This window comes from Haloarchaeobius amylolyticus, from assembly GCF_026616195.1.
Taxonomy (GTDB): domain Archaea; phylum Halobacteriota; class Halobacteria; order Halobacteriales; family Natrialbaceae; genus Haloarchaeobius; species Haloarchaeobius amylolyticus.
The window spans coordinates 181022-200754 of sequence record NZ_JANHDH010000004.1; the positions used below are offsets into that span (position 1 = coordinate 181022).

The window sequence follows — 19733 nt, forward strand, 5'->3', positions numbered from 1 at the left end:
GAGAATCGGAGAACCGCTTCCATCTGGAGTTTAGCTCGTGCCAGCCGTGGGAAATTTATGGAGAACCTGATGAGTCCAGATCTGCCTGGTAGGAAGAAAGATATACTGTCCTGCATCCTCAGTCCTGCGCGCCTCTACTCGTGGCTAGCACTCAGCCGAGGCTGTCGATAATCACCTCTTCGGTCGCTTTCGACCGACCGGTCGCGACCAAATCGTCGATGACCACACTGCAAGAGGAGAGTACCTGTCGAATGTTCCCCTGGCTCCGCTGCAATAGCACGTCAAGTCCGTTCTCGGTGAACGGTTCGATCGACCCGGTCTGTTCCTCACGGACTGAATCGAGATACGAGGCAACGAGCTGTTGAATGTGTTCACTGGTCAATGGACGAAGTGCGACTTCTTGCCCAATTCGCTCGGAGAAAGCGTGGTATTCGCTCATCACGTCCTGCCAGACTTCGGGAGCACAGCCAAAGAGCAGACTCAGTCCCGAACTGTTCTGGTCCATCAGATGGCGGATACTGTTCAGTGCCGACTGCTTATTCTTCGAAGAGAGGCGTGAGATACTCTCGAACTCGTCGACAAACACGAAGACGCCGACGTACTTGAGATCGATGAGGAGATTCTTGAGGGCGGTGAACGCCCGCACTCCGGAGGTATCGTCGTCGAGTGCAGAGTGAATCTCCATCTCCTTGCGTTGCTCGTACCGGATACCCTCGGCGGTCAGCCACTGCCACGCATAGAGATTCGTGTCGTCGTAGACCATATGGACAATCGCCCGGGCGAAATCGGCGAATTTAGTTACGTCGCTAAGTCGTTGGACCGTCTTCGGAACGAGCTCCGAAAGGAGGACTTTCCCTTCATCGATGAGTGAACGCATCGCATTCGCGCTGATCGGGTTGAATTCAGTTGTCTTCCGGGTAACCTCAGCCATGTACTCGTATGCAAGGTCCTGAATACGGTCGAAGCCGAGGTCATAGATGAACTCGTGGTAGATGTCCAGGAAGCCTTCACCCGGTTGAGCGACGTAACCTGCGATGACGTCCTCTCGGTCCCGGACGAGCGACCGGGCATATTTCAGCGTGTGTGATTTCCCGTTGCCGTACTTGCCCGTGACGACGAGGTGTTTCGACTTCCCCGTCGAGAGCATCGTCGAGATGGTCTCACCGACAGCCTCGGCGACGTGTTCCTGTCCACAGTAGATGTCCGGGTCATCGGCTGGGACTGGGCTGTAGGGGAAGGGATTCGATTCGAGGCCGAGGGCCGAGTAATCCGTCTGCTGGTCGCTGATGCTGAAGGGGTCGTTGGTGCTCATACTGATTTCTCCGTGGAAAACGTGAGGTCTCGGTCGTGGACCGCGAGGTAGTAGTAGCGTTTACCGTACTGTTCGACACCGCGCATCACCTGGTCAGTCGACTGGTCCGTCGAGACCAGTCCGTCCTCGTCGGCTAACCGGATCGTCTTCACACCTAACCGAGCGTCTTTTGCACCCGTGTCGACCGGTGCACCAGAGAGTTCCAGTTTCCCGACGTTCTCGCTAGCCAGATCGACAAGAGCCTCGTCGAATACTGACCGGGGCAGCGCGAGGCGCTCGCACGTGTGCTCTCTGAGCAGAGGAATCGACAGGTATCGCTGTCGCATCCCGACACCGGTCGTCTCTTCGAGTTCATCGAAGACGGAGAGCAGTACCCAGGGGAAGTTCGACGGAACCGTATGTGTCTCGACTGGGTAGTACGTCCCTGTGAAGGCATTTCGTTGGATGGCGCCGAGTCGTTCCGCCCAATCCCCGATAACCTCGATGGAGGTCTGATTGTACGCGTAGGGTGTGAATTCAGCCCCCTTTTCGAGTTCATTAAGAAGGACGTCGAGGGTACCGGTGGCCGTATCCTCGAGTCCATCGAGGGTTTCGAGGAAGGCTCCGTAGTGCGGTGATCGCTTCTCGAGTATGTCACTGGCCTGTTCCCAGTCCTCTTGCATGACGGCGTCGAGAAAATTCTCACCGACCGTGGTCGTTTGATACACCGCTGCATCCGTCTCATCAGCTGGCCCATGTTCGTCAAGCAGGTCGATTCGGGCGGCTTCGAGAATCGTCTCCCGTGCACGCCTGTGTGAGACATCCAGCGCGGACTCGATGGCTTTCGTCGGGAGAGCCTCATCGCGACACGCATGTGTGACTTCGACGAGTCGCATGAGAGTCACGGGGCGAACCGTCGGACGTTCGTCGCTCACGACGCCAACCTCCGAACCTGCTGTTTCGCGGTCTCGTAGGCTCGTTGCGTGACCTCGTTCCCCTGAAATCGCAGGTCGAGGTAGTCCTCGATGTCTTCGCCAGTGGTCGCCATGAACCGGAACCGGCGGAGCTCGGTAACGAGTGACCAGAGGTTGTGTTTTACCAGAAGGTCCCTGTCCTCGCGAACCGTTTTGAGGGTCCGTGTTGCACAAACCGGACACGAGCAGGGGAGATGGGTCATCTCCTCGAATTTGTGCATCTCGGTCCCGCCAAATCCAGGAACGAGGTAATTCCGATTCCCGGCGCTGCGAATAAATGCGGACGAATCGAAACTATCCACTCCCAGATACAACAGGAGCGGTTGGTAGACGATTCCACCCAGTCCATAGACATGGAGGTGCTTCTCTGTGGCACGTCGCGCTGCGAGGACGAGACTCGTGACCTTACGGTAGTCAGTCCGGATCGGGACCATACTACCAAGCGCGTACCCGTCGAAGTCGCCGTTCGATTCGAGATATCGTAAGGTATTGGCAACGGTCTGAGGGTCGTGTCCGTGTACGCTGGCAAACAGCAATGCATCACCATTGTGGGCATCACTGGCCTTGAGGGCGTACTGTGTGCTCTGCTGGATGCGGTCTTGATTTTCAGATCGGCGTTCGTCCCGAGTAATCGGCACGTCGACGGTTCCGTAGATGTCCGCGTCAATCTCTCTTTGAGTCTCCAGTGTCCGCTCCGGGGTGGTATCGACCTCGTCGCTCGCGAAGTCCCAACCGCCGCTATCCGCGAAAATAATCGTCTCCTCGGAGACATCCATCTCTTCTCGAAGCGTCGAACCGTCTTGCAGACGTTCCCATTGCGGTTCGCGTTGTCTTATCGCCCGGGCATTGACCATCGCTGTTCGTAAGTCGGGGATCGTGTCTGTGTACGAGGGGGTGTTGTCCGACGACCGCTTCCCGATATTGCGCACCGGGAAGAGAGTCGGCGTCTCCAACCCCCCGCGTGGGGTGTCGAGTGTGCGTTGTCTGTACAGCATTCGCGACGCGCTCAGAGAGGCTCGGCTCTGTTATAAAACTTGGCGTCCACCAAGTAACACCGTCAGTTCTTTCTTACCGCTGACAGACAACCAGTGCATGACGTTCGACGCAGTGGTCGAGGTCACGGGGAAGAAACGGACACTGGAAGTGCTGTGGACGGTCAACCAGTCATCAGATCCAGTCCGATTTTCTGCTATCGACGAAGCCGTCGCAACGTCGAGTGACATCACCACCGACCGGTTGCGCTTACTCGTCGAATACGGACTCCTCTCTCGAAGAGAGAAGAACAAACGGAACGTGACCTACGAAGTAACTACGCGTGGGGAAAGCGTCCTCGACTATCTCCTCGAAGTTGAATCTCTGCTCGAGCGTGGCCGAGTTCAGAACTGATCCAATCCCTGCTGACTCGTGGCTTCGGTCGTACAGTACTCGATCAGGTCCTCGACCGAATCAATTGTCTTTCCAGCCCCCACATGGTCTGCGAAGTATTCCAGATAGCGTCCTTTGAGGCTCACGACGATAGTACCGTGCTCTTTCGCCTCCGCTGTCCGTGCAGAGAGAGAAACAACCCGTGAGTCGTCAGCCGCCAACTCTTCCTTGTTGAAAACGACGACGTGCGTGTCTTCAGCCACTGCATCTAACACAGCGTCGAAATCGAGCGCTCGGTAGTAGTCCGTACCGAGCGGGAAGAAGACGGCATCGTAGTGCTCGGCGTTATCGATGTGGTCCACGAGGTCGCGGGTCAGATTCAGCCGTTCTGCACGGTCGTTTATTTCAGTCGCGGTCATATCCGCGAACGTCACCTCGTACGGTGGTAGGGGAGTCTCCTCGTCAACGAGACCGAACCCTGCACTGATGAACAGTCGGTCGACATCGTGTTCGTCCGCCCGAAGCGAGTCTACCGCGTTGTCGATGTACCCCTGCTGTCGACCGGTGTAGAGGGCACGCGCTTTCAGGCTCGGGACGCCATCGCGTGCGAGAAGTTCTGCACGACCGTTCCCGTCGATATCTGCTGCATCAAACGGCTCGAAGTCGTCGGGGACATCCTTCGATCCCGAGCACTGGTCGACTATCAGTATCCGCATCGTCACCACTCCCCCAGACCGGCCTGTGTCGCTTTCTGCTCCTCCCCAGCGAATCCGATTCGTTCCCTGACCGCTCGCTCCAGAGCTGTCACATCTTGGAAAACGTGTACGCCACAGCCGACATTCTGGATTTTCTCGACGATTGCATTGTCTACGTCACCGTAGAGGTAGAGTTCCTGATACCGGATACAGTGGTCCGCCAGTTCCTCGGCAATTCGGTCCGGGTCAAACGAGATGGAGCGCGGCGGATCTTCCCACCATTCATGGACTCCCTTTGCAGTGACTGCGCCGACCTCGACGACCGGGAGACCGTGTGCGGCACTCCAGAACTCGCTGTGTTCCGTGGCCAGATACGACTCGATCGAGTCAGCGCCTGCAATAGTCGAATCACCAATCGTTGCGACGAGCACTTTCGGCAGCGAGTCTTCGAACTGGTCGTAGAACCGCCGGGTGTTATGGAAGCCTCGTCGTCGGTTCCGGTTGTTCCCACGGAATATCGCGACCTCGACGCCAACGTCCTGACAGATACGACACCCGCACTCACGCCATGGCTCCGAGCGAGCAGTTGCATAATACTGGTCGAGCAATCGATCGTCGCCGATGAACTCGGCATAGTCCGAGAGCAAGAGCAGGAGTTGATTGATACTCGGGACTGTTTCACCACTCTCTTCGCGCTCTTTGACTTTTTCGAGCAGCCACGGATACCCCTGTTCGAACACCGATTCTGCTTCCTTGATAAGCGCGAGGTACCGACCGAAGTCGATGGGGTCCTCTGGTTCGTCTTCTCGAAGGAGCTTCACCAGTTGACTCCGGAAGGGGTCACCGAAACTCGCCTTCAACGCGCCTGCGTGCTCAAAGTCCTCTCGGAAGTGAGATTCGATTGGTCGGAGGGTTCGTCCACCATTCGCCGGGTCCCACCGATGACGTGCGAGATAGTCAGGTAGCGCGCTCAGAGCCTCTCGGGCTGCATTGTGCCATTCCTCCAGTGCCTCTGAGATTGGTTCTCCGTTGTCGTACGCACGGAACGCGTGCAGTATCTCCTGTCCGCGAAGGGCCTTCTCAATCGCTGTCTTTCGGTCGTCGCGATTCGACGCGAAACGGACTCGGAAGGCGTCGTAACGACGCTCGTCGTCGAGGTGGTAGTTCTCGCCGCCCGTCCATGCAGCACGCAGCATACTCGCGCTGTCGAAACTTGAGACGTGGTTCTCACCGATATCATCGAAGGCGTCCGTCTTCGCGAACCCAAAGACGTGTGTATCGATGCGTGTCTCGTGAGCCTCTTGGTAGTCCTCGACGACCGTGCCGACCTCATCAACGATGTTGCGGACTGCTTTCGTGCTACTTCCCGCGACGCCACCGATACCGACATAATCGTAGCCCATACCGAGCACATGGCGCATTGCTTTGGCGTAGGAGGATGGGTCCCAGCCCTGAATGGCGACCATCAGTCTGAACGAGTAATCACCCTCACGATACAGGTCCGCCATCTCCGCTGCATTGTCGAGGGTTAGATCGTATCGGAACTGCATATCATCGTCCCGGTAAACTGCACGCGGATCATCAGCAAGTCTCTCGATGACAGACGTGACATCGCCCTCAAAGTCAGAGCTGGTGAATGGCTCGATCTCCTCGCTGGTGCCCACGATGCTCGGTTCGTATTCGGCGACGTACGATGGCCAAGTTTCGGGCCAGGAGTCGACCATCACGTTCACTGCTTCAGTAAGCTTATCTGGGAGGTCACTCTTCGAGAAGCCTCCAGAGAACGCGCGTTTGTCCAGATAAAGCCTGCTAGCGTGGCCGGACCCGAGGACCAGATGGTCGATAGTGACACCGACCGTGACATCCATTTCCTCGTAAAACTCCAGCATCCCCTCGTTGCCGTACGGGGGGAAGGGGAGTGATTTGTACCCCCAAGCACCGCAGTCGCTGATCGTTGGGAGCCACTCGGGGACGTGAAGACCCGAATCCTCACCATAGACACCATGTGAGGTCAACTTGTCGTACTTCCTCTGTGTCTCTTCTACCTGCTCTCGAGAGATGAGTACACCATCGATAGGAGTCGTTTCGTAATCAAAGAGGTCCCAGATGTACTGCAACTCCCGCTCTTCCTTTGACAGCCGCGAATGTTCGTCGTGGACGAAGTCGTAGTCCGCATCGACGTTGTCGTCCCACTCCGGTACATAGAACCGCACAGTTACTACTCCCTAAAACAGTGAGTCTCAAATAAAGAGGTGTTGAATTCCCCCGACTGGACGAGGGACATTGCTGCTCCTGAATGCCCAATCTTAAATCCATTGTCGATAGACACGAGACGATTGACGTGATTGGCAGAAAGAATTTCTATATGCTCTTTATGCGGTGAATGCGTCGGGTGATGTGTATAAGATGTCTCAGGTTAGCGAGCTAGAAATATTCAAGCAGGTTACTTCCTACCTTAGTGAGGAGTCATATACCTTCTTTGTACACATCCCAGAAGCCCACACGGACCACTACAAGAGTATTTTACAGCGTTACGACCGCCACAACATCACTATCGATGGACTCTATCCTGACATTCTCGGCCGTACCCCAGCAGGACACGTGTTCGCCGTGGAGGTGAAGGGGTCGAGGGACATTGAGAAGGGAATCAAACAAGCAAAGCGATACGAAGACGGTGCTCACTACAATTACTTGGCAGCCCCGGCTAAATCACTAGAAAGGGTCGAAGAATCCATGGCGGAAATTGGAACGATCCGTGTTAAGCAGGCTATGACACCGATCCTCCGGGACCCACCAAGTGTTCAAATCAAGAACTCGCTTCTCGATGTCGAAACCCGTCTCAAGGCATTTCTCCAGGGAACGGTTCGGAACGGGTCCATCTCCAGTATGCAACTCTCACAACCGCTCAACTACATTTCCCCACTCCTCGTAGTAAGTAAATTTAGCGTCACAGACAAAGAGGAAATTTGCGACATTATCGCAACGAAATTCGGTTTCGACGAAGGCGCTGCAGCAATAGACGGAGCGGTGGAACTCAGCCTATTGAATCAGACAGATCTCACGCTATCAGACCGTGGCCAGGTTGCCATCGACTTCTTTCGTGGACACGGTGTTCAGTCTCTGAGTGACTTAGACAGGATCAAAGGCGGTATCCCACAGAGAGGTTCCCTGTTCGAGGAGAATTCAACTATCGGGACATTCCTCCAAGATGTATTTCGTCGCCATCCAGACTTCGAACTTCTGTATCAGGCTATCCAATCATTCAACCGGCAGTCTGTCACGGTCCCCGATGTTATTGAACGGCTGGTCACCCAGTATCCGAACGTCTTTCTGAGCCTCTTCTGTCTCCCGGAGCAACGGTCTACGGCAGTCGAATATCTTGAGGTAGGAGACGAGAGCGAGATCTACCAGAATGAATCAGTCTGGAAGGAGTTGATCAGGCAAAACATCATCCAGAACTTTACACTCCAGCTCAAGCACCTCGGAGTGATTATGCCCAGGACAAAAGTGCATTCGTCCACCCTGAGTTCATTCGACCCGACCAGCTATCCCTGGTACTTACGACACGATCACGGGTTCTGGTAGGGCCAGCCTGGAATTAACTCGAATCTGGTCCTAAGAGACCTCTACCACCAGATTTTGAGAGATAAGCGATCTCAAAACCCAAAATCTGGATCCCAACCAGCTTCTGGTCGCGGGTCGCCGCTGTCTGGCGGTTTTACAAATCGAGGTGAGCGCCGCATGAGCGAGCGGTGCGCAACCCACGGTATCTCCAAGGAGACGGTCTATACCCACGAGATACCGGCTCAGGACTGCCCGCGATGCGAGGCTGAGCGTAATCGCGCACGGACCGACAGAGGTGACGGGCCGTGCCAGTGATGCTCGACTTCGAGAGCGAGCGCGAAGACGCGACGACCAGCTCCAAAAGGACGTACTGACTGAATTAGGGGGCCTAACCTCGTTCGCGGAGATCGCTTGTTCAGCTGGACTTCCAAGAAGTCGAAGGGATTCTCAAACAGGACCTGCACCGAGAATTCGTCACCAACGGTTCGCAGATAAGCACCCCTACGGCTCAGTACACAGAAATAACTCCAACAACAAGGCCTGGCCGATACGGAGTTTGGGTGCCAGTACAACGAGTTATCGTGCAATACCACACTCAACAAGAAATTTGAGAACGCGTTTTACCGGTTTCTCACACTTTTCGACAATCTATCACCTGTTTGGGTATCAACCCAGGTTAGGGTCGACTCAGACAACTCCTCGATCTTAATCCTTCTGTTCAACGCCCATCATCTGGTCATCGAACGCCTTCACGATGTCTCCGAGAGTTCCCTGATATTCTTCCGTGTCGTGATTCTTGATGTAGTTCACGATCGCATCAGTTGGGCCCCCAGCCACGTGGCCAAATTCCTCCTCAGCCACTTCCAGACCACCCGCTGCATACTGTGCAAGTTTTTCTGCCTGTACGTCGACATCAACAAGTGCAGCCGGATCGCCGGTATCTTGGAAGGCAATCGAGGCCGTGATGATGCGGTACAGGTCGTTCGCGAAGAAGTTCTCGACGCCGATTTGGCCCTTCGTGCCGTCCGCGTCACTTCCCTGGTAATCCTCACGCTCAACTCGCCCTTCGCGATACCCCAACACTGCTAGAAATACGAGGAAATCGTACGAGTGCTCGAATACATCGTACTCATCGACGACTTTCGTATACAGGTCTGACTTCCGGTATGAGATGAAGTTCATGAACGGGTACCTCCTGCAGTGACACGCTCCGAACGAATCCGCGTCTGCGGGTATTCTCCGGTGCCGTTCCCTTCGTCGAAGTCCAACCAGTATTGTTGACCCACTCTCGTCTTCATCTCATCTTCGACAGGCCCCTCCCATTGGGAGTCTGTCGCGAAAACGACGACCTGATTGGCCAGCTTCGGGATAACCCGACTCACCTGACGGCGGTGCGATTTGTCGAGTGCACCGAACGGTGAATCCATGACTAGGGGGTAAATACCACCGGTGAAATACTCAGAGTCGGCATCAGACTCGTAGCGCTGGCGAGCAATGTCCACGAGACTCCCGACGAAAGCAAGGCTCGCAATTTGGCGTTCGCCGGTAGACTTGTCGACCTCAATGCGTTCCCCACCGACATCTTGCCATATCTTCAGTTTGAAATCTTCGGTGACTTCCGCCGTCATGTCCTTGCTAGCTATCGACCCAAAGGTTTCATTTATTTTTGAGTTCGAGAGTTCTCGGACTTTGTTCTTCAGGCCGGCGAACGCCTCATCCAGTTCGTCGCTGACCAATTCAGCCGCTCGTTGCCGTCGCTTCGCAATAAGCGCCTCTTCCTGTTCGTCACGCTGTGCGTCAATCCTTTCTTCCAATTCTGCGATGGCTTCCTCTTTTTGTTCAATCCGTTCTTCAACCCGTCCAAGTTCATTCGCCAACTGATCCCGTTCCTGTTGTTTCGATTCGCGCATTTTCTCCAGGTCTTTAATGGACTCGCCGGATTCTGTCGTTTGGTCCATGTCCTGAAGCTCCGAACTCACTTCGTCTATGAGTTCTTCCTTCTCGATAATTTCATCATGAAGTTCCTTCCGTTCTGCGATGAAGTCGTCTACGTTTTCGAAGAACTCTGACTCTAACTCTTCGATTTGGTTGAGGTGGCCAATGATCCGAATAGCGCTTTGCTCGACACCGTCAGCGACTCCCTCACCCTTCATCGATTCAATTTGACGGCGATGTTTCGTCCCCGATTCCAGAGACCGTCCACAGATGCACTGCTCGGCTTCCAGTAGTGAATCGATGTAAGAGTTGCTCAGATCGGAGGGTATCACTCCATCCTTCCGCATCTCGTCAAGTTGCTCAGCTGTATCCTCCAACAACGGCATGGCTAGCGGAACGAACCCCTTACCATCAACTTCGTTTCGAATGGCCTCGTTGATGTCCTCAACTTGCTCCTTCAATGCCTGCCGCTGGGTCTCATATTCCTCCCGTCGTTCCTGTAATGCGGCACTCTCGTCAAGACGTTCGAGCTTCTGGTCAATGTCCCGAATCTCGGTCTTGATTCGTTCCCTCGCCCGCTTCTTATCCTTGTGTTCTCGTTCGAGTGCTTCTAATTCCCCCTCAAGCTTCCGTTTCTTTTCAATTAGTCCCGCGAGTTCGTCGCTGGCGTACTCTTCGACTTCGTCCTCGAAGCGACCACTGACTGTGTCCAAGTGTCGTGTCGCTCGTTCGAGGATGGTGAGCCCCATGATATTCTGGATGGATTCCTGGATGCGGTCCTGGTTGTCAATACCAGCAAGCTCTTCGATATCTTCACCATCAAAGAAAAAGAGGCTACTCAGCCGTTCTGGAATAATCTGATCGAGGGTATTTCTTGGATTTCCACGTTCATTCCACGTCTCGCCGTCTTTCGACTTGACCGTCAGGTCCATGTCGACCATCTCCCCGTCGAAGTCGGTAGCTGACTGCTTTTCGTAGACGGCTTGACGTTCCGCAACATAGGACACGTTGTCATGCTCGAACTCAAGAACCACAGACACGGTTAGTCGGTCCCCAACTCCTGCCTCGGCTATCGCGCCTTCTGTCACGAGCCTGTCTGGGCGAGTGTCGAAATCGACATCGTTGTAGAAGAGCCATGTAAACGCGTTCAAGAGCGTCGTCTTACCGGCACCGTTCGAGCCATGAATCACAGTTACACCCTCGTTGGCTTCCCGAGCGAACTCGATAGACTCGTCACGAAACTGCCGGAAATTCTCGAGCGAAAGCCGATGGAGTTCCATCAGTTCACCTCCTCTCGGAGTATTTGCTCGATTTCGTTGTTGATTCCTCGTGGGGTTTCGAGGTTCAACTTCTCCTTCTCTGCTTGCAACACTCGTTCACGAATCCGCCGGAGTGTGTCTTCGTCAAATTCTAACTCCACGTTCCCTATTGGTGTATGATCTGCCCGCTCGTCGCTCATTATCTCAAATCACGTCACTTGGGCCTTATATCTTCATTGGCTGGGCACTACGTGGATGGCACATATTTCCGTGACGGGGGAGCCGACCTTTCACGTGGCGAGAAGGTCGTATCGACGCCGGACCTCCTGAAGCGACCGACTCGTTGTTGGAACACCGTCGATGTCTGCGTCGGGGTGGTTGCGGGCCGAGTCAGCGAATGTCGAAACCCGTCCCAGTTCCTTCCGGATAAGTGTACGTTCGGCGTTATACCTGTCGTCTGATAGGACCTCTGGATGGCGTGTCGTATCCGGGATGGTGATGAAGTCGTGGATGACTGCGTACGGCTTGTCTTCGTGCTTTCGGAGGATGCGTCCACGGCGCTGGACGTACTGGCGAGGATTCGATGTACTTGAGAGCAAGTATGCTGTCCGGGTCGCTGGGACATCAACCCCCTCGTCGAGGCACCGTATGGAGGTTAGTACATCGATGTCACCTGATTCGAAGGCCGCAAGCAATTGCTCGCGTTTCGATTGCTTTTCCCTGGCTGTGAACCGTTCGACGCACAGGCCGCAGTCCGACCGTAGGCGTTCAGTTGTAGCGTCCACGTGTCGCGTTCCGTCGTCCTCAACCCCTGTGGACCCGTCGCTACAGTAGACGAGCGAGTGCCGAGGGTCGTTCTCCTCCTCGAATAGGTCTACGAGCAACTCAAGTTTCTCGCGGGCGGTCCCGATAAGTCGAGCTCGTTTGAACAGCACGGTCTGGAGTGATTGATTGTCACTAAGGTCGAGATCTCCCTCATTCCCTTGTCGAGCGATGAGCCGCCCGATTTTCTCCGTCAATTCCATGTAGACAGTCATCTCGTCCTCCTCTAGTTCGACGATATGGGGGACGTAGTAGTACTCACACAGTGCACCGGATTCGATTGCTTTCCCGAGCCCGTAGTCGAAGACGGTGCCGCCGAAGTACTCCTCTAACGCCTCCGTTCCTTCGTCGTCGTACCAGCGTTCGGGCGTTGCAGACAGTCCGAGTCGGAGCGAGAACTCCTCCATAAGAGCGTTCTGTGTGTAGGCCGCGCCGAGATGGTGGACTTCGTCCGCGATTAGCATCATCCCCCCAGTGGCCCGTCGAAGCGTTTTTCTTGCCGCTGGCTTCGAGAGCGTCCGGTGCGTTGTGACCACAACGGAGAGCTCACGGACACCGTTGTTGAACTCGAGGAGTTCCCGCTCTAACCGTGGTTGCCAGTTCTTTCGGGATTGGTACGCCAGAATCGGTGTTGCACCGAAGTTGCGCAGATCGGCAGCCCACTGATTGACCAGATGCTGGTACGGAACGGCCACGACGAGAACGAACTTCCCATCGACGTGGCGAGCGACGTTCGAGGCCGCAAGTAACGCAGTCACCGTCTTCCCGGTGCCGGTCGCCATGTGAAGAATACCCCGTCCATTAGCTCCAAGCCATTTCTTGATGGCTCGCTGTTGATACGGCCGTGTCTCGACCCATTCGGGGGGAGATAGGTGACTCATATTGTTACCAGTTGAATTCGTCTTCGATGCTGTCCAGAAGACTGCTATCCTCGTCGTCTTCACTACTCCTGATTTCACCGTTAGTTTTGTCGGTCGCTCTATCTCCGTTGCCAGTGTCGGTCACGCCATCAATCCGTGTCACTATACAGTCGCGCGTGCTGCTGAGCGAACGGCCTACTCCAGTTGAGGAGTTCCAGACCTTGTGACGTGCCTGTTCGATTCTGTAAGTCGCTCCAGTTTCCCAGTCGGCATCGATGTCGTGTTTTGACCAAAGCTGGAAGTCGAGTTCGCCTCCATCCGGCATCTTGACCTTCACGGTCGCGTCTCGTCGAGAACCGGGGTTGCGCTCATAGTCTTTGACCGACACTTCAAGCGAGTCAACCCGGCCCTCAGGTGGAATATTTTCGTGTGTATCGCGGCCCTCAGAGGGCTCATGGTCAGCGGTTGGCTGGGAGGGGAACTCGTCGAGGAGCGACAGCGCACGTTCGAGTTCTTCTTGCGTTTCAACGAGCACCGGCAGTCGTTCGCCAGAAACGGGCGCGACGGGCACGTGGGCCGTGGAACTATCGAAGGAAACGTTCATTTGGTCGACCTTCACGCACTGAGACTCAGGGAATGATGCGGTTTCGACGTGGTGGAACATCTGAACCCGGTTTCCATCGCCGTAGGTTTCGCGGTACTTCGCGATTGAGAAGTCGTTTCGTTTACTCTGCTGGGCGCCCAGTGACGGGGCGTCCGATGTGCCGTCGCCTGCCCAGTAGTCGTACACGGTGTCGTACCAGGCATCGGTTGTATCACCCGCTTCGTTCTCAAGCTTGTCTGCTACTTCATCGACCATCGATTCAAAGTGGCCGAAAAAGTCGTAGAGTTCCGCGAGTTCGTTCGGCGGCAGAGACGGGTCACTCAGATGCGACTCACCAGTCTCATCAGAGGCTATTTCACTCGAATCAACGATGTCCACGTCGTCCTGCCCGGTGACGCCAGCCGCTTCGAGCGCGTTGGACCAGCTTCCCCAGTGTCGATACGCAGGCGTCGGCGACATCTTACCGTACTCCTGCATCTCGGACACTTTAGGGACGCGTCCGAGTTTGTCTGTCAAGCGTTGAATCTCCGCTTCAACTTCGGCTTTTGTGTACCCCGACCTGTGCAGATTTCCAGTATCTTCTCGCCCGCTTGCATTCCCACCACTATCGTCGCCTTTTGAATCCGAGGCTCTGGAGTTGGAAGTGGTGTCCATGGAGTCCTCACGTTCGGATTCCAGGGTTTCGTCAATCCCTGCAGCGGCGAGCGCTGTGTCTAGACTCCCGAACTCGGCCTCATACTCGGCTGGCGAATATTCACCGACCGTGTATAAGAGGCGTCGGTCGACATCTCTCGACCACTCGTCGTCGAGTCGTCTGAGCTCTGTTAGAAGCGCTTCACGGTGAGAGGACTCCCTGTCGGAGTCGTCGGCAACCTGATTTGCTTCGCCCTCGGACCCATCATCCTCCTCAGTACTGGAATCTGGTACTTCGCCCTCGGACCCATCGTCGATACCTGCAGCGACCAACGCTTTCTCTAGCCCTCCGAACTCGGTCTCGTACTCGTCAGGTGAGTACTCACCGACCGTGTACAAGAGGCGTCGGTCGACATCTTTCGACCACTCGTCGTCAAGTCGTCTGAGTTCAGTCAGCAAGTCCTCCTGATGAGACGACCACTCCCGTGGGCTAGATTGTTCAGGGTCAGCAGGTGGGTCGTCAGGGCCGTCCTCATCGAGTCCTGCCTCCCGGATGGCCCGGTCCAGTTTGTCCTCAACGGACTCTGATTCCTCGGCTGTCGCGTCTGCGTCGCTCGGTGTCTCTCCGTTTTTCTCGGGGGTGTTCCACTGGTTGAAGTCCTGGGCGGTAGCGATTGCGGCATCGAGACTCCCGAACGTGTTCTCGAAGGCTTTGGGATGGTAGTCGCTTACGGAATGAAGGAGAACACGGTCGATATCTTGAGACCACTCACGGTCGATTCTCGATAGTTCAGCGAGGAGTGCCTCCCGCGTCGGTTCATCCTCCGGTTCTGAGTCGTCGGATTCCGAGGACTCTCTATCTCCCGGGTCGGACCCCACCTCGGAACCGTTGTCGGTGGTCGTGGGCCGCCCTTCGTCCTTCGGTCTGTCGGAGTCTTCAGTGTGGGTTGCACTGGAGTACAAGGGATCGGTGGCTAGCTGAATGTCAACGATGTCGTCTCGGACGACAGGGACAGTACCAGTTATCGACTTATATTCCGGATGGTGACATGTTATATCAAATGTGTCGATGTTTGCAGTCACAGATATCTCGACGCGCCCATCCTCGTCGGTGGTAGCGTGCTCGGCGACATCTCGCTCTGCAACCTCGATCGTTGCCGATTCGATGGGATCGTTGTCCTGGTCGTGGACGACGAACGTGACATCGACGCTCGACCACGTGCGAGTGCCGTCGTGTGCAAGCGTGTCCGTATTATTTGCGAGCTTTGTTTCGAGTACTTTGAGCGCCGAGTCGAGTTCGGTACCGACATCGCCTGCATCCTGTGTAAGTGCTCTGCGTGCCCGGCATAGGTCAGCGTGGACTCGAATCCCTGTCTCATGGTCGGGGAGTTCTCCATCGTTATCGAAACGCTCGACCGCGGCTTCCACGAATCCCGAAGCCTCCTTGTCCAGAACTTCCACTCGCTCGATTGTGGGTAATTCCGGGTCAGTCTCCGTCGTCCATGAATCGGCATCGCCGACTGCCGGCGCCGTAATCGTGCCCGGAGCGACGGAGCTCTCATCTTCACCGTCCCCGGATTCGTCGTGCTCAACGTCCTCCTCGCATTCAAGACCCGTTTCGTCGTTTTCCTCGCCCCTGGATTCTGCTAACTCGTCGGTTTCGCCTTCGTGTTCGATATCGTCTTCAACAGTCTCCGTGCTGTCAGACCGGTCTTCAACGTCAGTGCTGCTGGCAGCGTCAGCGGTTGAATCTGTATCTTTCGGCGAGTCGTTCGAACCTTCTTGCCTCTCGTGTTGCTCGTCGGTGGATTCATCATTCGACTGAGACGCCTCACGGGAGTCCTCCGTCATACTGTCGATGAGTTGGTCTACAGCGGCATCGAGAGCTCCCTCGTCTGTGTTCGAGAGTGACGACGATGCAGCAACTCGGTCTGCTCCGGATTCGTTGGACTTCCACGGTGGCAAATCGTCGTCCGCCGACCACGCGTACCCAACCGGTTCACGTTCGAGACCTTCCGTTTCCTCCACACCCGTCTCCGTGTCAGGGCCATCCGTCTCCTCTACACCCGACTCTGTCGTAATATCCGAATCCTCAGTCCCACCACTAGAAGCCTCTATCTGCTGGTCTTCGAATGGACTGGCTTTCGACCCACTGGACGATGAGGTACGGTCAGTAGAGGAATTCTGTTCATCTTCGACGTGGACACTTTCCGCAGATGACGCTGAATCATCCTCGGCGTTCGCATTACCAGCTAAATCGCTGTGCGCGTCCGTCATCGACTCCGACGATGACTCGGTCGAGTCACTCGGTGCGATACCTTCTGTGGAGTCTTCCACCCCGGCTACTGCGTCGGTCGACACGGTGCCCCCCGCTCCGGTTGTCATCTCCGCAGTTCGTTCGCTCCGATATCGAATGTAGGCCGATCCAGCGTCGCTATTCGCTGACTTCCTCGTGTACAGGTGATAAGTCCTCCCTTCGGCCTTCACGACGATTTTGTCACGACGGATTCCCTTACTCACCTCCACCTTGTCGATTGTGTCGTACGAGATGGTCACGACCCGGTCTCGATTCTGTTCCCCGAACACGCAAAGGATGCGCTGGTTCGTCAGAATGATAGCAGCCCGGAAGTCGTCCTCCGGAGAGATGTTCTCTGTACGAGTTCCTTCCTCAATGTCAATTCCACGCTTCCTGTTCTCGAAAACGAAGTTCGGGCGTTCCCGAGGCTGGAACCTCTGGACGAGGGGCTTCGTTGAAAAGTAACCTGAACTGAAAAACCCGCCAGCCCCCGTCTCAGTCAACAAATCGCGGTCAATGTCTCCCTCCGCACTCGCGACAATCTCGTCGATCTCTCGGTCACTCACCATCCGTCTTCCCTCCGGGTCGCCGTATGTTGTCTGCTGGCATCGTCATCTGTCGTGCAATCGTACCGCTACTGTCGCGTTCGTTGGAGTGAATATAGACATCGTTTTCACGTCAAAGTCGGGGTGGTGAGCACTCACCATGGCTTCTGAATTTGGGTCGACTCCTTCAAGTTCTACCCGTCCCTTGTCGTCTGTAACACCGAACAACGCGCACTCCTGATTCGTAACACTGACCGCAACACCCGATATAGGCATTTTGTCACTGTCAGTCACGATACACACAACAGTGTCCTCATTGGACCTTGTAGTAGACGCGACGAACTCGACATCCTCCCGCTGGAGTCGAGGTGACTGCTCAAGTTCGAGATGTTCGGGAGCGCCTGCCACGGTGAGCTTTCGGCTCACCGGTTCGAAATCAGGGTGTGTGGCGCGGAGCATCGCCTCGCCAGCCCCGCGAAGTGTGACCTCCCATTCGTTCGGGCCAGTCTCGAATACCGTTGCATCTTGGTCGTCGACCGTCTCGATAGCGAGCTGTGCCGACTCCAGCGGTGCCCCAGCACTCGTCACAACTGACACAGACGTCGTCGATAGTGGCCGAGCTTCGTTGGACGCTACCTCGTCGTATTCCCTCTTGCTCTCGAACCAACTGTACTCGCTCCACTCTCCGAGCACGGATGCCGGCGTGAGGTCGTCCGATTCATTGATGACGTCGAGAAGGCCTTTCAAGTGCGTCGTCTCCAGTTCGTCACTTGGCCAGTCGTATGTTCCCTCATCGATTAGTGTCTCGATGGCATCGAGACCCTTGTGCAGGAGGCGCGACACACCCTCCGAGTCCATGTCGCTCGTTGTCGCGAAACCAGGGAGGTTTTTGAACCGTCCGCCGAGGGCGCAGAATTCGCCTGCGTCCTCGATCAGTTGGCGGCCATCTTGCGCGGGTACCGCAGCGTCTCCATCCGGGACACCGACGACGTTGTAGAAGCGTGCGTGTTTTTCTTCCGACGGATTCCGGAGTACGCGCCCAATACGCTGTACGAGCTGCGCGTTCACACCACCGGTCGCCATGTTCACCGCGACGTTCGCTGCCGGGATATCGACGCCCTCACCGAGGAGGTCTCCCGTCCCGACAACGACGCCACCGTCCTCTGACTCGTCAAACGCATCTAACTGGTCTCGAAGTGCTTCTCTAGACTGGTCACTGGTCGCTGCTTGCACCCTTGTGGACATACGCTCGGCAAGTAAGTCTGTAAGCACCTCGACCTGCGCGTTGCTGTCCACGAGCACCAGCACGTGATCGTTCCGGTGCTCTGCAACCACCTCCACAATACCGTCGAGAGATGGCGCCAGATGCCACCGCTTCATTCGCCGCGAGAACAGCGCCGTCGACAGATCTCTGAACGCGTCATCATCGCGCTTCAACGCTTTACCCTCAGTCGTGTGCGTGAACGTCCGTATGTCATCGAACGTTCGCAACCGGCGTTCCGTTGAAATTTCGCCCGACTCGATTCGGTCCCTGAACGCTTCGAACGACTCGGTGACCGACCTGGAGAGCTCGACGAATTCATCGTCCCTCTCGTACGGCGCGTACCGGATCTCCCAGTCGAACGCCGGGATTACGCCGTCGCGTTGAGCTTCAGCAATCCCGTATCGCTTGATTTCCGGCCCTACGCTTTCTCGGAGTCGGTCTTGAAGCGCCTCGCTATCAGTCCCCGCATCGTCGACCGAGCCAGAGAGTGCGAGAATATCCGCGTCAAACGCCTCCAGCAGCGACCCCCACTCGCTCGCAGTTGCGTAGTGGTGCGCTTCGTCTAAAATAACGAGGTCGTAATCGTAGTCCGACTGGTTGATCAAGCGTTGTGGCGTCCGGAAATGAACCTCCCCCCACGTCAACTCGATCTCGGCGGCGCCCCGCGTCCGATCCTGTGGGATATTCAGGTGGTTGTCGAACTCTCGCCGCCACTGCTCAAGGATAAGGTCGCTATGCGCGACTATCAAAACCGTGTCAGTCCCCTGTTGATCACGTTGCCCTTCTACGTCGTCGATTGGATGCAGGTGGCCGTAGCGAAGCGCAATCGCAGCGAGTCCCAACACCGTCTTTCCTGTTGCCGTCGCCATGTCTGCATACCCGCGATACCCGGCCTTCTGCCATGCCCGGAGCGCTTCGAGTTGATGATGCCACAACGGCGTCATCATCTGGGGTTCGTCGAGACGTGCCAGCAAACCCTCTTGGACGCTCTCCTCGAACTCGTCGACGAGCGTCTCTGCATGGCGTGCAACAGAATCATCGGAGAACAACTCCATCACAAGGTCTGCTGTCGTTCCAATCTCGGTCTGCGAATGTGTCGAAAAATCCACGCCAGTCTCCTGTGTGAGTAGCTTCTCCAGTACCGCCTCGATCGCGTTCTGCACATTCTCTAGACCCGTGTCTGCCTGCTCGATCTCGTACTGGAGCTTGTTCAACTCGAACACGACCGTTCCCAACCCTCGTTCATCGATCGAGTTGTTCAGCACCGACTCGATATCACCGTGAGTCCCGGATGCGGCGACCATCCCCTCCTCGTAGAACGGGCCGATCTCCCGAGCGAAGTTGAACCGATCTAGGCCGGTTGAACCGATACCGATATTTTCGTCGATATCAACGGCGATGTCGTCGATGAATGACGGCCACTGACTCGTTGGATAACGCGATAGAAACGACTCATGGAACTGTTCTCCAGGTGAATGGGCGTTCCCTGTTCGGCTATCGACAATATCGTCGATGTTGTGTCCCACCTTCAAATCCCTCGTTTTACGATATTATATCGTAGTAGTGGTCGGACGCTTGAACGTTCTGGGCGAATTCTTCCGAACCCGGCAAAGCCTGCTGATTACT

At 55.7% G+C, this 19733-nt stretch carries 13 protein-coding genes; 2 read left to right on the plus strand and 11 right to left on the minus strand.

Annotation, left to right across the window (positions count from 1 at the left end):
* Positions 1-151: 151 nt before the first annotated feature.
* From NOV86_RS22140 to NOV86_RS22150, 3 genes are read right to left on the minus strand one after another with little or no spacing between them, the layout of a single operon-like run.
* Positions 152-1312 (minus strand): BREX system ATP-binding domain-containing protein, encoded by a 1161-nt coding sequence (locus NOV86_RS22140; RefSeq protein WP_267644030.1) that lies wholly within the window; start codon positions 1310-1312, stop codon positions 152-154.
* Complete coding sequence (locus tag NOV86_RS22145) at positions 1309-2226, minus strand: hypothetical protein (RefSeq protein WP_267644032.1); 918 nt, start codon at positions 2224-2226, stop codon at positions 1309-1311. Before NOV86_RS22145 ends, NOV86_RS22140 begins: the two co-directional genes overlap by 4 nt.
* Positions 2223-3260: a tRNA-guanine transglycosylase gene (locus NOV86_RS22150; RefSeq protein ID WP_267644033.1), complete on the minus strand. Its 1038-nt coding sequence runs from the start codon at positions 3258-3260 to the stop codon at positions 2223-2225. Before NOV86_RS22150 ends, NOV86_RS22145 begins: the two co-directional genes overlap by 4 nt.
* Before the next feature lie 97 nt (positions 3261-3357).
* Between NOV86_RS22150 and NOV86_RS22155 the strand changes: the two genes are divergently transcribed.
* On the plus strand, positions 3358-3651 hold the full coding sequence (locus NOV86_RS22155) for a winged helix-turn-helix transcriptional regulator (RefSeq protein WP_267644035.1): 294 nt from the start codon (positions 3358-3360) through the stop codon (positions 3649-3651).
* Here the strand turns inward: NOV86_RS22155 and NOV86_RS22160 are convergent.
* Both NOV86_RS22160 and NOV86_RS22165 read right to left on the minus strand, forming a co-directional pair.
* Positions 3642-4346, minus strand: a complete 705-nt coding sequence (locus tag NOV86_RS22160) for a hypothetical protein (protein WP_267644036.1) — start codon at positions 4344-4346, stop codon at positions 3642-3644. The two genes, NOV86_RS22155 and NOV86_RS22160, sit on opposite strands and share 10 nt — an antisense overlap.
* Positions 4347-4348: 2 nt before the next feature.
* On the minus strand, positions 4349-6538 hold the full coding sequence (locus NOV86_RS22165) for a queuine tRNA-ribosyltransferase tRNA-guanine transglycosylase (RefSeq protein WP_267644037.1): 2190 nt from the start codon (positions 6536-6538) through the stop codon (positions 4349-4351).
* A 193-nt stretch (positions 6539-6731) separates the two neighbouring features.
* Here NOV86_RS22165 and NOV86_RS22170 point away from each other — a divergent pair, with 193 nt between their 5' ends.
* Positions 6732-7910 carry a hypothetical protein gene (locus NOV86_RS22170; RefSeq protein ID WP_267644039.1) on the plus strand — a complete coding sequence of 393 codons (1179 nt, stop codon included), beginning with the start codon at positions 6732-6734 and terminating at the stop codon, positions 7908-7910.
* 684 nt (positions 7911-8594) lie between these two features.
* Here NOV86_RS22170 and NOV86_RS22175 read toward each other — a convergent pair.
* From NOV86_RS22175 to NOV86_RS22200, 6 genes are all read right to left on the minus strand, one after another.
* Positions 8595-9071: a DNA phosphorothioation-associated 4-like protein gene (locus NOV86_RS22175; protein ID WP_267644040.1), complete on the minus strand. Its 477-nt coding sequence runs from the start codon at positions 9069-9071 to the stop codon at positions 8595-8597.
* On the minus strand, positions 9068-11104 hold the full coding sequence (locus NOV86_RS22180) for an AAA family ATPase (protein ID WP_267644042.1): 2037 nt from the start codon (positions 11102-11104) through the stop codon (positions 9068-9070). The genes NOV86_RS22175 and NOV86_RS22180 overlap by 4 nt, the downstream gene beginning before the upstream one ends.
* Complete coding sequence (locus NOV86_RS22185; protein WP_267644043.1) at positions 11104-11283, minus strand: hypothetical protein; 180 nt, start codon at positions 11281-11283, stop codon at positions 11104-11106. Before NOV86_RS22185 ends, NOV86_RS22180 begins: the two co-directional genes overlap by 1 nt.
* 90 nt (positions 11284-11373) lie before the next feature.
* On the minus strand, positions 11374-12786 hold the full coding sequence (locus NOV86_RS22190; protein WP_267644093.1) for a DEAD/DEAH box helicase family protein: 1413 nt from the start codon (positions 12784-12786) through the stop codon (positions 11374-11376).
* A gap of 4 nt (positions 12787-12790) precedes the next feature.
* On the minus strand, positions 12791-16867 hold the full coding sequence (locus NOV86_RS22195; RefSeq protein WP_267644044.1) for a homing endonuclease associated repeat-containing protein: 4077 nt from the start codon (positions 16865-16867) through the stop codon (positions 12791-12793).
* A 42-nt stretch (positions 16868-16909) separates the two neighbouring features.
* The gene (locus tag NOV86_RS22200) at positions 16910-19633 is read right to left on the minus strand and encodes a DEAD/DEAH box helicase (RefSeq protein ID WP_267644045.1); all 2724 of its coding nucleotides are present in this window, start codon (positions 19631-19633) and stop codon (positions 16910-16912) included.
* Between the last annotated feature and the right edge of the window lie 100 nt (positions 19634-19733).